The sequence below is a fragment of the Paenibacillus sp. FSL R5-0749 genome, assembly GCF_038595085.1.
In the GTDB taxonomy this organism is placed as follows: Bacteria; Bacillota; Bacilli; order Paenibacillales; family Paenibacillaceae; genus Paenibacillus.
Genome location: NZ_CP152005.1, coordinates 5,268,000 through 5,280,273, shown reverse-complemented (window position 1 = coordinate 5,280,273; position 12,274 = coordinate 5,268,000). Strand labels below are relative to the sequence as shown.

Annotated in this window: 15 protein-coding genes and 1 other annotated feature; all 15 genes read left to right on the top strand. The window is 47.2% G+C overall.

Going from position 1 to position 12,274, the window contains the following annotated elements; genetic code table 11:
• The first annotated feature begins 16 nt into the window (after positions 1-16).
• The 15 genes from MKY85_RS23600 (at position 17) to obgE (ending at position 12,271) form a co-directional block, all read left to right on the top strand.
• Positions 17-628 carry a Maf family protein gene (locus MKY85_RS23600; protein ID WP_342570896.1) on the top strand — a complete coding sequence of 204 codons (612 nt, stop codon included), beginning with the start codon at positions 17-19 and terminating at the stop codon, positions 626-628.
• A 37-nt stretch (positions 629-665) separates the two neighbouring features.
• The gene (gene radC / locus MKY85_RS23595; protein ID WP_339237080.1) at positions 666-1,355 is read left to right on the top strand and encodes a DNA repair protein RadC; all 690 of its coding nucleotides are present in this window, start codon (positions 666-668) and stop codon (positions 1,353-1,355) included.
• Positions 1,356-1,538: 183 nt separating this feature from the next.
• Entirely contained in the window at positions 1,539-2,573 is a 1,035-nt protein-coding gene (locus MKY85_RS23590; protein WP_024633969.1) for a rod shape-determining protein, read from the top strand.
• A gap of 185 nt (positions 2,574-2,758) precedes the next feature.
• Positions 2,759-3,631 carry a rod shape-determining protein MreC gene (gene mreC, locus MKY85_RS23585; RefSeq protein ID WP_339237077.1) on the top strand — a complete coding sequence of 291 codons (873 nt, stop codon included), beginning with the start codon at positions 2,759-2,761 and terminating at the stop codon, positions 3,629-3,631.
• Positions 3,631-4,164 (top strand): rod shape-determining protein MreD, encoded by a 534-nt coding sequence (gene mreD / locus MKY85_RS23580; protein ID WP_036605906.1) that lies wholly within the window; start codon positions 3,631-3,633, stop codon positions 4,162-4,164. Before mreC ends, mreD begins: the two co-directional genes overlap by 1 nt.
• A 74-nt stretch (positions 4,165-4,238) precedes the next feature.
• On the top strand, positions 4,239-4,901 hold the full coding sequence (minC, locus tag MKY85_RS23575) for a septum site-determining protein MinC (protein ID WP_017692615.1): 663 nt from the start codon (positions 4,239-4,241) through the stop codon (positions 4,899-4,901).
• Between the two features lie 3 nt (positions 4,902-4,904).
• The gene (gene minD, locus MKY85_RS23570) at positions 4,905-5,699 is read left to right on the top strand and encodes a septum site-determining protein MinD (protein ID WP_024633965.1); all 795 of its coding nucleotides are present in this window, start codon (positions 4,905-4,907) and stop codon (positions 5,697-5,699) included.
• A gap of 150 nt (positions 5,700-5,849) precedes the next feature.
• The gene (locus tag MKY85_RS23565) at positions 5,850-6,698 is read left to right on the top strand and encodes a M23 family metallopeptidase (protein ID WP_339257031.1); all 849 of its coding nucleotides are present in this window, start codon (positions 5,850-5,852) and stop codon (positions 6,696-6,698) included.
• Positions 6,691-7,551, top strand: a complete 861-nt coding sequence (locus tag MKY85_RS23560; protein WP_342570895.1) for a site-2 protease family protein — start codon at positions 6,691-6,693, stop codon at positions 7,549-7,551. The genes MKY85_RS23565 and MKY85_RS23560 overlap by 8 nt, the downstream gene beginning before the upstream one ends.
• A 107-nt stretch (positions 7,552-7,658) precedes the next feature.
• Complete coding sequence (locus tag MKY85_RS23555; RefSeq protein WP_339237066.1) at positions 7,659-8,909, top strand: Rne/Rng family ribonuclease; 1,251 nt, start codon at positions 7,659-7,661, stop codon at positions 8,907-8,909.
• A gap of 56 nt (positions 8,910-8,965) precedes the next feature.
• Positions 8,966-9,050: a sequence feature (ribosomal protein L21 leader region), on the top strand.
• A gap of 14 nt (positions 9,051-9,064) precedes the next feature.
• Positions 9,065-9,376, top strand: a complete 312-nt coding sequence (rplU, locus tag MKY85_RS23550) for a 50S ribosomal protein L21 (protein ID WP_342570894.1) — start codon at positions 9,065-9,067, stop codon at positions 9,374-9,376.
• 14 nt (positions 9,377-9,390) lie between these two features.
• On the top strand, positions 9,391-9,720 hold the full coding sequence (locus tag MKY85_RS23545; RefSeq protein WP_342570893.1) for a ribosomal-processing cysteine protease Prp: 330 nt from the start codon (positions 9,391-9,393) through the stop codon (positions 9,718-9,720).
• A 23-nt stretch (positions 9,721-9,743) separates the two neighbouring features.
• Complete coding sequence (gene rpmA, locus MKY85_RS23540; protein ID WP_017692622.1) at positions 9,744-10,055, top strand: 50S ribosomal protein L27; 312 nt, start codon at positions 9,744-9,746, stop codon at positions 10,053-10,055.
• Between the two features lie 150 nt (positions 10,056-10,205).
• On the top strand, positions 10,206-10,943 hold the full coding sequence (locus tag MKY85_RS23535) for a Spo0B domain-containing protein (RefSeq protein ID WP_339237064.1): 738 nt from the start codon (positions 10,206-10,208) through the stop codon (positions 10,941-10,943).
• A gap of 17 nt (positions 10,944-10,960) precedes the next feature.
• On the top strand, positions 10,961-12,271 hold the full coding sequence (gene obgE, locus MKY85_RS23530; RefSeq protein ID WP_339237061.1) for a GTPase ObgE: 1,311 nt from the start codon (positions 10,961-10,963) through the stop codon (positions 12,269-12,271).
• Positions 12,272-12,274 lie beyond the last annotated feature (3 nt).

The window sequence follows — 12,274 nt, the reverse complement described above, 5'->3', positions numbered from 1 at the left end:
TAAGGAGCCGTTCATTTTGGATAACACAAAGCAGCGCCCTATTATTCTGGCCTCCACATCGCCTCGGCGCAAGGAACTGATCGCATCACTCCACCTAGCGTTTGATGTAATACCAAGTCATGCCAATGAAGATACACCGCCAGAGTGGACCCCTGAACAGACGGTACAGGAGCTTGCTTTGCGCAAGGCGCTTGCTGTGTATCGGGGGCTTGAAGGCCGCGAGCAGGAAGCCATTATTGTTGGTAGTGACACCGTTGTTGTTCTGGATGGTGAGATTCTGGGCAAACCCGTAGATGAAGCGGATGCTGAACGTATGTTATCCCGGCTGCAGGGCCGTGTGCATCGGGTGTTTACGGGCGTCGCTTGTATTGATGCGGGCAATGGACAGTCGTTAGTTCATTACCGCCAGACCGATGTAACGATGAAAGAACTGTCGGATGCGACCATCCGTGCTTATGTGAAGACAGGTGAGCCTTCGGACAAGGCAGGATCTTATGCCATTCAGGGCATTGGCGCTTCACTGGTCGACCGTATTGAAGGATGTTATTTTAATGTGGTTGGCTTGCCGCTATCCTTGCTAAGTGACATGCTGGACGGGTTCGGCGTACATGTGTTGCCACGAACATGAATGAAGCCAAATGTTGTGAAATGAAAAGAGGGAACATATGGAGTCGCCTCAATACATGATGCGCGACATCCCCCAGGAAGAACGCCCGAGAGAACGCATGATGGAATATGGGGCGGGCGCCTTAAGCCATGCTGAATTGCTGGCCATTTTACTTCGAACAGGCACAAGACAGGAATCCGCGGTGCATATGGCACAGCGGATTCTGACCGAAACGGGTGGCATTCGCTCGTTAATGGATCTGAGTCTGGAAGAATTGACTGCGATGAAAGGGATTGGCAATGCCAAGGCTGTACAATTGAAAGCTGGCATTGAGCTGGGGCATCGGATTGCCAAGAGCAGACTCACACAGTCGGCTTCAATCCGTACACCGCGTGATGCAGCTGACATCCTGATCGAACAATTGCGTTATTTGCAAAAAGAACATTTTGTGTGTCTCTTTCTGAATAGCAAAAATCATATTATTGCCCAGGAAACACTCTCCATGGGCAGCCTTAACGCTTCGATTGTACATCCGCGTGAAGTGTTCCGGGCTGCCATCAAATGCAGCAGCGCATCTATTGTGTGCGCACACAACCATCCGAGCGGTGATCCTACGCCCAGTCCGGAGGATATCCAAATAACCAAGAGACTGATTGAAGCAGGCGCTATTGTTGGCATTGACGTGCTTGATCATATTATTATCGGAGATGGAACGTACGTAAGTTTGAAGGAGAAGGGCTTAGTATAATATAATGGTTGGCGTTGATGTTTTCCTATGAATGTTAACGGCGTTGTCCGTAAAAGATAGGTTCACTTTACAAATGCAAAAAAACAAATGCGAATATTAGCTCCACGTGTTACGTGGGAATGAAATTATCACGCTCTGGATCTGAATAGAGCGGCTATATGAGGCAGAAAAGGAGATTATGTTATGTTTGGTGGTTTTACGAAAGATTTGGGTATTGACTTGGGGACAGCAAATACGTTGGTTTATGTACGAGGAAAAGGAATTGTGGTGCGCGAACCTTCGGTAGTCGCTATACGCACAGATACAAAAAGCATTGAAGCAGTAGGTGAAGCTGCCAAAAAAATGATTGGACGTACACCAGGTAACATTCGTGCCATTCGTCCAATGAAAGATGGCGTTATCGCCGACTTTGATACAACGGCAACAATGATCAAATATTTCATCCGTGAGGCGCAGAAACAACGCTCCATGTTCCAACGTCATCCAAACGTGATGGTATGTGTACCGTCCGGGATCACGGCTGTAGAACAACGTGCGGTTGAAGATGCAACCAAACAGGCTGGAGCACGCGAAGCCTATACCATTGAAGAGCCTTTTGCAGCTGCAATTGGTGCGGATCTGCCCGTATGGGAGCCAACAGGTAGTATGGTTGTCGATATTGGTGGCGGTACAACGGAAGTTGCTGTTATCTCTCTTGGTGGGATTGTAACGAGCCGTTCGGTTCGCGTAGCAGGTGACGAGATGGATGAATCCGTTATTCAATACATCAAACGCCAATACAATCTGATGATCGGTGAGCGTACATCGGAGCAGTTGAAGATGGACATCGGATCAGCAATGCCATTGGAGCAAGTAGAAACGATGGAAATTCGTGGACGTGACCTCGTTACAGGTCTGCCGAAGACCATTACGATTACTTCGGACGAGATCAGCGAAGCATTGGCTGATACGGTGAATGCAATTGTTGAAGCGGTAAAAGTAACCCTTGAGAAATGCCCACCTGAACTTGCGGCCGATATTATGGATCGTGGAATCGTTCTTACAGGTGGTGGGGCGCTTCTGCGCAATCTGGACAAGCTTCTGGCTGGTGAGACAGGAATGCCTGTCATTGTGGCTGAGAACCCGCTGGATTGTGTAGCAATCGGAACAGGTAAAGCGCTAGAGAATATTCATTTGTTCAAAAGCAGAAGCAGTTCGGCAGTTCGTTCCAAACGTTAATCGGTATTTGCCTAACTTGACATTGCGAATAAGTGGCAAGATATCTTTATAGAGGACCCGGTTAACCCCGGGGATGAGCTATTACCCGCTTAACAGGGGAGGATCGGCTGATATTCTCGCAGGGACTACAAGTCTGACAGTCTCCCCGCCGGGCATGGCTCGGAAGAGAATATGGATGTTAGAGGGTGTTCGAACTGTTTAAACTGCTAGGCAACAAAAGACTTTTTGTTTTGCTGGTGGGCCTTGTTACATTTATCGCGTTAATGGGCTTTACGCTCAGTCCGCGAACCACTCTATCCTGGCCGGAGAAATTCCTGAAGGATTCAGTTGGATTTGTACAATACGTATTTTACAAGCCCGCTTCTTATGTAGCGGGCTTTTTTAAAGATGTAGCGAACATGCGTACGGTATATCAAGAGAATGAAGAGCTTCGTATCGCGATGGGTCACTATACCCGGGATCGGCTGAAGTACAATGATATGGAGCAAGTGAATGAGCAGCTTCAGAAAGCGCTCAATTTCACCGAAGAACAGAAGAACCGGTATAATTATGGTTCACGAATTGCTCAGGTTATCAGTGCCAATTCAGATCCGAATAGCAGAACCATTAACATTGATATTGGTGAAAATGCGGGAATTAAGCCGGGGATGGCTGTAACCTCGCAAGAAGGGCTGGTCGGCGTGATTAGTCATGTCAGCTCCTATACATCAACAGTTAATCTGTTAACGTCCATGGACGCCAATGATCCAACATCCAACGCGATTGCAGCAACGGCAGTAGGTAAGGAGAAAGTGTTTGGTATGATTGAGAGTTATGATCCGAAGACGGGCATGCTCAAGATGACCAAAATCTCAGAAGATTCTAATATCCAAAAGGATGATGAGATCATCTCCTCTGGAATTATAAACAATTTTCCGAAGTACATGCGGATTGGGAAAGTGAAGAGTGTCGAGAAAAGTGAGTATGGTTTAACCAAAACAGCTACAATTGAGCCATATGCAAGTTTCCTTGATTGGAAAGAGTTGATTGTCATTATCCCGCCTGAGGTAAAAGAATAATGGTAACGCGCAAGCAAGTTTTGTTCCTGTTGTTATTCGTTTTGTTCATTGCGGAAGGTACGATTTTGCCGCTGCTCATTCCTTCTGGCTGGCAGATGCGTATTTCTGCCAATCTGGTCTATATCGTCATTTTGTTTATCGCCGTATATCATCACCGACACACGGCACTAGTGCTCGGTATATTTTTTGGACTATTGCATGACGTTGTATTCTACGGCGAGATGATTGGACCTTATGGATTTTCGATGGGATTATCGGCGTACATGATGGGACTCATTTTTCAAGCACCTCGTGCACCACTGCCCGTTATGGTATCGGTTGTCATTTTGGGAAGTCTGCTGAATGACACCATGCTATTTTTCCTGTACAAGCTCTTCCAACTTAACCACGTGACCTTTGACTGGGCGTTGATTGAATACATGATTCCTAATTTGTTCATTCATTTTGTGTTTGCCTTGATCATATATGTCCCGCTTCGGAAACAACTGGAGCGGATCGGCAAGAGACGGAGCAAGACAGAAGAAGCTTCCTAAATACATTTATGGAGCGCAAAGCAGGAACTTGGGGCCCCGGGCACGAAATGTAATGAGATGGGAGGGACAGGCTTATGACGGTAAAATCGAATCACGTAACGATTAAAGGCATCCGAGACGGCCTGGTTTTCCTGTTGGACGATCAATGTGAATTCGAGGAATTGCTCTATGAGCTCCGCTATAAGCTGGAACACAGCCATCAAAATATTTTGACCGGACCGATTGTTCATGTGGATATCAAGTTGGGTGCCCGCGAAGTGACAGAGGACCAGAAAGAAGCAATTCTCGATATATTGAAACAAAAAGGGAATCTGCTTATTCGATCCATCGATTCACCTGCACTCCAACCGGAGGTTAAAGGACCGCCGCCCATTGTAACCATGTGTGGTATGGTGCGTTCAGGTCAGGTGCTTCATCATGAAGGAAATCTCCTGTTTCTTGGGGATATCAATCCGGGGGGCACAGTGACGTGTACCGGAGATATATATGTGTTGGGTTCACTCAGAGGTATGGCTCATGCCGGAATTGGCGGGGACGAGGAAGCAATCATTGCAGCATCGGTATTTGCACCGACGCAGCTACGGATTGCGGATATCATCAGTCGTCCTCCCGATGAATGGGAGAGCCGAGAGACCGGAATGGAATTTGCTTACTTACAGGACAATCAGATGCAGATAGACAAAATGAGCAATATCGTTCGGTTACGCCGAGATTTTAATGTGTTTAAAGGAGTGTAGCTCATGGGAGAGGCGATCGTGATCACTTCGGGTAAAGGCGGCGTGGGTAAAACAACCACCTCGGCAAACATCGGGACAGCGCTGGCGCTGCTCGGCAAAAAGGTTTGTCTGGTAGATACCGATATCGGCCTTCGTAATTTGGATGTCGTGATGGGACTCGAAAACCGTATTATTTACGATCTGTGCGACGTTGCGGACGGCCGCTGCCGTCTGAATCAGGCTTTGGTCAAAGACAAGCGTTTCGAAGAATTATACATGTTGCCTGCGGCGCAGACGAGAGATAAAAACTCGGTATCGCCAGAACAGGTGAAGGATATTATCCTTGAATTGAAAAAAGATTTTGAGTACGTCATTATTGATTGCCCCGCAGGGATCGAGCAGGGGTTCAAAAATGCGGTAGCAGGAGCAGATCAGGCCATCGTGGTCACTACACCGGAAAATGCTGCAGTACGTGATGCGGATCGTGTCATCGGCCTGCTGGAGAGTTCACATATTCAATCACCTAAACTGGTGGTGAATCGAATTCGCAATAATATGGTTAAATCGGGTGACATGTTAGATATCGATGGTATTTTACAAGTACTTAATATTGACCTGATTGGCATTGTGCCTGATGATGAACTGGTCATCAAAGCTGCCAATTCAGGAGAACCTACGGTCATGAATCCGGATTCACTTGCAGCGATTGCGTATCGGAATATTGCACGCCGCATTCTGGGAGATACGGTCCCATTAATGCAGCTGGAGCAGAAGAAGGGTGCTTTTTCTCGCTTCAAAAAGTTCTTTGGAATGGGTTAACTCGTTAAACGAACTTATTCATAATTTTAAATACATGACAGCCGTGGCGCATAGCCCGGCTTTTTTTGTTATCTGACCGGCAGGCTTGTTCATATTATCATCCACCTCTTCATAGGATGTAGTAAACAAGCCTCGGCGGGAGGATATTCCATGAACACGAAACTCAGAATCAAGCAGAGACGAGAAGAACGCATTCGGCGACTGATGGATGGTGCCACTGTGGAGGTCTTACAGGAGCAAAAAGTAGGTTCATTGTTGGACAAGAATGAGATCATGCACCGGAAACCGTTTACGCCTAGTGAAGGGATACAAGAAAGAGATCCAGAATGGTTGTGGAAAAAAGAGAACGGTCGTTTCGTTCCAGGGGGGCATTCGAGATTCAACCTAATCAAGTCACTTTTAAAACGAACGGTCATTAGCGCTTTGATATTCGGCGGAGTATGGGGGCTGTTTCAATTAGATACATCGTGGACGAAAGCTCCCAAAACAGTCATTGCCGATGCACTCCATCGAGATATGGATTTTGCCTCTGCAGCAGCCTGGTATGAACGCCATTTTGGAGGAACGCCTTCGTTTCTGCCTGTTCTTGGTCATACGACGGATGCTGTCAATGGCTCAGGCATACGACAATTACTGGGTAAACCCATCTCAGGAACAGTGGTTCAGCCATTCGCGCTGAGCATGAAAGGAATTGAGATCGTTCCGGATGCTGCTGGTGCAGAACTTGTACAGGTCGCAAGTTCGGATGCTGGACGTGTCATGGAGGTTATCGGAGATGCAGCAAGTGGATTCACCGTTGTGATTCAACATACAGGCAATGTCACGGCAATATACGGTCGGCTGAACGAAAGTGAAGTGAACGTGAATGATTGGGTGGAAGCGGGGAATCCAGTGGGGAGTCTCAAAGCTACGGGTGGTGAGCAACCTGCCACGCTCTATTTTGCGGTCAAAGAGGGGGAGGAGTACGTAGACCCAGCGGAAGTTGTTGCCCTTGATTAGGGTGTGGGGGGTCCGTATTACGTTTCATCCGTTTTTTGTAATTATCATGATGGCCTCCCTCCTGACTGGACATTTCATTGAACTTATTACGCTGTTTGCCATCGTATTCATTCATGAGTGTGGACATGCGGCGGCGGCGGCCCTTCTGGGCTATCGTGTTTTGTCAATCCAGATGCTTCCTTTTGGAGGAGTAGCGGTTATTGAAGATGGAGGTACGATCACGGCCTACCGGGAAATCATGATTGCTCTTGCAGGTCCATTACAAAACATGCTGATGGTTGGTGTGGTTTTATTGTTGCAGTATGGCCATCTCGGCGATCCGGTTTTTCTCAATTATATCATTCAGGGAAACCTGCTCATCGCCCTATTTAATCTGCTGCCTGTACTTCCTCTGGACGGAGGAAAAATTGTTCAGGCGCTTGTCAGCCTGTGGGCACCCTACTATACAACATTAATGTGGACTTACAGAATTAGCATTCTGTGTAGCGTAGGAGTTGTTTTGTATGCGATCTGCCGATGGTTTACTGGAGACTACGGCTTACCGTTAAACATTCTGTTAATCGGTCTTTTTTTGTTCTATTCCAATCTGACGGATTACCGAAATGTACCTTATCGCTTTATTCGTTTTCTGATGAATCGAGAAGGGGCGTTCACTCGTCACGCGGCTGCTGGCAGTTTGGCGCAGCCAATAATCTCATTTCCAGCGAAACCTTTGGACACTATTTTGCGTCTATTAAAGAGAGAAAGATACCATATGGTATACGTGATGAACAGACAGGGACAAATTATGGCCGTATTGCCTGAACAACGCATTATCGGGTCCTATTTTCAACAAAATGGCGATAAATTGTAGTGTTCTGGTGGACCTGTTCTGAAATGGGTTAATACATGTACAATGAGAATGGTAAAGAGAGCTGAAATGGATGTGGATGAATTGAATTGTCTTCTAGAGGTGAAGCCATGAAACAAATGATCGTACATAATGAACATAACCTCATGCAAATGGCGCTTCTGGAAGAAGGCAAAGCTGTGGAATTTACAGCAGAGCGTACACGCGAACGTGGACTGTTGGGTTCCTTTTTCAAGGGACGGGTAGTTAATGTGCTACCGGGTATGCAGGCTGCTTTTGTGGATATCGGTCAGAAAAAGAATGCGTTTCTGTATGTGGATGATGTGTTACATCCCCATCTGGAGAAGCAACCTAAGGTGAAGCCTTCCATCTCGGAGTTGCTTCGTCCAGGTCAGGAAGTCATTGTTCAGGTTCTGAAAGAACCGGTAGGAGGCAAGGGAGCCCGGGTGACGACTCATTATTCACTTCCGGGCCGCTGGCTTGTCTACATGCCTGTTGCCGACTATGTGGCGGTTTCCAAGAAGATTGCCCGTGAAGGGGATCGTTCTCGTCTTAAGGCACTTGGGGAGCAGTTGAGGCGGGATGAAGAAGGACTTATTATTCGAACCGTATCTGGAGAAGAGCAGCATGAAGCCATCAAGTCGGACTTGGAAACATTACGTGCGCAGTGGTACCTGATTCGTGAAAAAGCGGACAGTTTGCCTTCGCCAAGCCTCCTGCATCGGGATCATAGCATGGTGCAGCGAATCATCAGAGATGTGTACACACCAGGCAGTGATGAGGTCATCACCGATAGTGAAGGACAAGCCCGTGAGGTAAAAGCATTGCTGGAAGAGATTAGTCCTGGTCATCAACCCAAAGTTCAGGTGTATCGGGGTACAGAATCCATCTTTGCTGCCTATGGTGTACAGGAACAGTTAAATAAGGATTTTGCCCGAAAAGTCTGGCTGCCCGGAGGCGGATATATTGTCATTGACCATACTGAAGCTCTGACTGTAGTGGATGTGAACACAGGCAAATATACTGGAGCTGGCGGTGACAGTCTAGAAGAGACCGTAACGGAGACCAACATGCAGGCAGCAGTGGAGATTGCCCGTCTGATGCGTCTGCGGGATATCGGTGGCATGATAATTGTCGACTTCATTGATATGGAGGAAGCCTCGAATCGGCATGAAGTTGCGTCAACCTTGGAGGGTGAACTCAAAAAGGATCGGACCAAAGCGTTTGTAATGGGTTGGACCAAGCTGGGTTTGCTCGAACTTACCCGTAAGAAAGTGCGGGAAGAAAGTACGTTGCCCTATGTTGAGCCGTGTTCTTCCTGTCATGGAACGGGAAAAAGATATATTTCACCTTTGCATTGATTTTTGATATATTGCGTGATATAATCTTCAAGTATGTGTTTAGCCTATTGGTCTTGCACATGCTGTAACCGCACTGGCCGGGTATAAGAACAGTTCCGCAAGGAGGCTGTCACCTGAGAACGGGCGAGTCTGAGACATGAGGAGGTGCAAGGCAAATGTACGCAATTATTGAAACAGGCGGCAAACAGTACAAAGTCCAAGAGGGCGATGTTCTGTTCATCGAGAAATTGACTGCGAACGATGGCGAAAGCGTAACGTTCGACCGTGTCCTGGCTGTATCTAACGATCAAGGTTTGACAGCAGGTACACCGTTGGTTTCCGGAGCTACTGTAACGGCTAAAGTGGAGAAACATGGCAAAGGACAAAAGGTTATCGTATACAAATACAAACCTAAAAAGAACTACCATGTGAAGCAAGGTCACCGTCAACCGTACACTAAAGTAACTATCGAAACAATCAAAGCGTAAAGAAGGTGCGATAAGTGATTATCGTTCAAATCTTTCGTGATGAGGACGGGAGCATCGAACGCTTTTCCATCGAAGGGCATGCCAATTTTGCCAAGCGGGGAGAAGACATCGTATGTGCCGGGGTATCCGCTGTTACAGTGGGTACGGTGAACTCAATTGAAACATTGACCGGTGTCGAAATGGATGCCAAGATGAAGAATGGCTTTTTAAGTGGTTCTTTACCTTTGTTGGAGAGAGGGGAAACCTGGTCCCAGGTACAACTGTTACTCGAATCCATGGTGGTTATGCTCTCTAATATTGCAGAGTCATACGGGAAGTATATTAAAATACAGCAATTCAAATAAGCAAAGAAGGAGGATAACCAATCATGTTGAAATTAAATCTTCAGTTATTCGCATCGAAAAAAGGTGTAGGTTCCACGAAGAACGGACGTGACAGTAATGCTCAACGTCTGGGTGTTAAACGTGCTGATGGTCAAACTGTAACTGGTGGTAGCATTCTCGTTCGCCAACGCGGAACGAAAATTCACCCAGGAACTAACGTTGGCATCGGTAAAGATGACACTTTGTTCGCGAAAATCGACGGCGTTGTAAAATTCGAACGTTGGGGACGCGATCGCAAAAAAGTAAGCATCTATCCTGTTAATGTTGCTCCTGTAGCAGCAGCAGTAGAAGCGTAATATCGGCATTCCGCCTAAGGAGCCTTCGGCATTTTTGCCGAAGGTTTTTTGTATTCAACGGTTATTCGGTAATGAACTGGCAGAAAAGACATGTTATACTTGGTTACGGTGGGTGTAGACCAACCGAGTTTTGTAGAACGGGGAGAAGCCATGAAATCTTGGAAAAGAGTGCCGTGGATTGCGGCATGTTCACTTCTGATTCCTTTGGTTTTCGTTATGTTGTATCCGGCGATGATCTCAAGCGTCGTATGCGCATTGTGGTCCGTCGCAGTATTGTTCATTTCTGTGAATGCGATGAAGAAACAGGCGGAGGCGGAACGCAGAACCATCATACAATCCATGGAAAAGACAGCAATTGCTTCATTAAATCATCATCGACACGACTGGATGAACGACCTTCAGGTGTTATATGGATATCTTCGGATGGGCAAACTTGATAAATCCCTGCAATGTGTGGAAAGAATAAAAGAGCGGGTTACGGAAGAGAGTCGAATCTCCAGGTTGGGTATTCCCTCGCTCGTATTTTATCTTCAATCTTTTCGGGCCAGTGGGATGCCGCTGGAATTGCATGTGGAAATAGAAGAAGAGCTGCAGCTTAGTGCTCTGGTCTCTCCCGAGGATGGCGAGTCACTTACCGGGGCGATTGCAGATGCAATCAGAGCCTATCAATATGGCGGCGGCCGGTCTTCTTGGGGAGAGGTTCGCAAACTGACCTTGAACTTCGGGCAGGATCATGGAGATGTGGTTGTCCGACTGGAGGGGGATCAAACACCCGATCCGGAAACATTGCGGCAGCTTACTGCCGTACTCCAAGGAAAAAAAGTCAGAACGGAGCAGTTTCCGTCTGAGGATACGTTTATACAATTCAGAATGCCGTGTGGAATATAGGAAGAAGGGGTTAACCAATGTTTGTAGATAAAGCGAAGATTTATGTAAAAGCCGGAGACGGAGGGGACGGAATTATTTCCTTCCGTCGTGAGAAGTATGTTCCAAACGGTGGACCCGCCGGGGGCGATGGAGGCAGAGGGGCTGACATCATTTTCCGGGTGGATGAAGGTCTGCGGACGTTGATGGATTTCCGTTACCAGCGTCACTTCAAGGCCCCACGTGGTGAGAAGGGACGTAATAAAAGTCAGCACGGTGCAAACGCTGAGAACATGATTGTGCGCATTCCACCAGGAACTGTCATTCTGGATGAAGACAGTGGAGAAGTACTGGCGGATATGACACGTCACGGTCAACAAGTTGTTATTGCTCGTGGTGGTCGGGGTGGTCGGGGTAACATCCGATTTGCCACACCGAACAATCCTGCGCCTGAACTTGCCGAGAATGGTGAAGAAGGCCAAGAGCGTTACATCGTATTAGAGCTAAAAGTGATGGCAGATGTTGGTCTGGTTGGGTTCCCGAGTGTAGGGAAATCCACGCTGCTTTCTGTCGTTTCGTCAGCCAAGCCAAAGATTGGTGCATATCATTTCACAACCATCACACCGAACCTGGGTGTAGTCGGTGTAGGAGAAGGCCGAAGCTTCGTTATGGCCGATTTGCCTGGTCTGATTGAAGGCGCACATGAAGGAATCGGACTGGGACATGAGTTTTTACGTCATGTCGAGCGCACCCGTATTATTATTCATGTGGTGGACATGTCGGGTTCAGAAGGACGCGATCCATTTGAAGACTGGCAGAAAATTAATGATGAACTGAAACTGTACAATCCGCTTTTGGCTGAGAGACCGCAGGTTGTAGCAGCCAATAAAATGGATATGCCGGACTCCGAAGCAAACCTGGAGCAATTTTTGCAGCAAGTTCGTGAGGTGCAACCGGATATTGAAGTGATGCCTATTTCATCTCTGACTCGTAAAGGGATTCAAGAGCTCCTGTATCGTGCCGCTGATCTCCTGGATCAGATTCCGGACGAGCCAGTGGTTGAAGAGGTAGCAGACGTATCCGAACGTAAAGTGTACAGCTTGGACAAAAAAGAGGACGATGGTTTCCGCATCTTGCGTGAGAATGAAATGTTCGTTGTCGAAAGTGCCAAGATTGATCGCATGATGAAACGGATGCAATTGAACTCGCATGAAGCTATATTGAAACTCGCACGTACAATGCGTTATATGGGTGTGGACGCTGAGTTGCGTAAGCGTGGAGCTGTAGAAGGCACCATCGTGCGTATTGGAGACTTTGAATTTGAATTTGTGGAAGGCAGCAGTTACTACTAAGTA

Excerpts from the sequence above, each read along its gene's own strand:
- radC (WP_339237080.1), top strand. The coding sequence starts at position 666 with ATGGAGTCGCCTCAATACATGATGCGCGACATCCCCCAGGAAGAACGC.
- MKY85_RS23590 (WP_024633969.1), top strand. The coding sequence starts at position 1,539 with ATGTTTGGTGGTTTTACGAAAGATTTGGGTATTGACTTGGGGACAGCA.
- mreD (WP_036605906.1), top strand. The coding sequence starts at position 3,631 with ATGGTAACGCGCAAGCAAGTTTTGTTCCTGTTGTTATTCGTTTTGTTC.
- minC (WP_017692615.1), top strand. The coding sequence starts at position 4,239 with ATGACGGTAAAATCGAATCACGTAACGATTAAAGGCATCCGAGACGGC.
- minD (WP_024633965.1), top strand. The coding sequence starts at position 4,905 with ATGGGAGAGGCGATCGTGATCACTTCGGGTAAAGGCGGCGTGGGTAAA.
- MKY85_RS23565 (WP_339257031.1), top strand. The coding sequence starts at position 5,850 with ATGAACACGAAACTCAGAATCAAGCAGAGACGAGAAGAACGCATTCGG.
- MKY85_RS23555 (WP_339237066.1), top strand. The coding sequence starts at position 7,659 with ATGAAACAAATGATCGTACATAATGAACATAACCTCATGCAAATGGCG.
- rplU (WP_342570894.1), top strand. The coding sequence starts at position 9,065 with ATGTACGCAATTATTGAAACAGGCGGCAAACAGTACAAAGTCCAAGAG.
- rpmA (WP_017692622.1), top strand. The coding sequence starts at position 9,744 with ATGTTGAAATTAAATCTTCAGTTATTCGCATCGAAAAAAGGTGTAGGT.
- MKY85_RS23535 (WP_339237064.1), top strand. The coding sequence starts at position 10,206 with ATGAAATCTTGGAAAAGAGTGCCGTGGATTGCGGCATGTTCACTTCTG.
- obgE (WP_339237061.1), top strand. The coding sequence starts at position 10,961 with ATGTTTGTAGATAAAGCGAAGATTTATGTAAAAGCCGGAGACGGAGGG.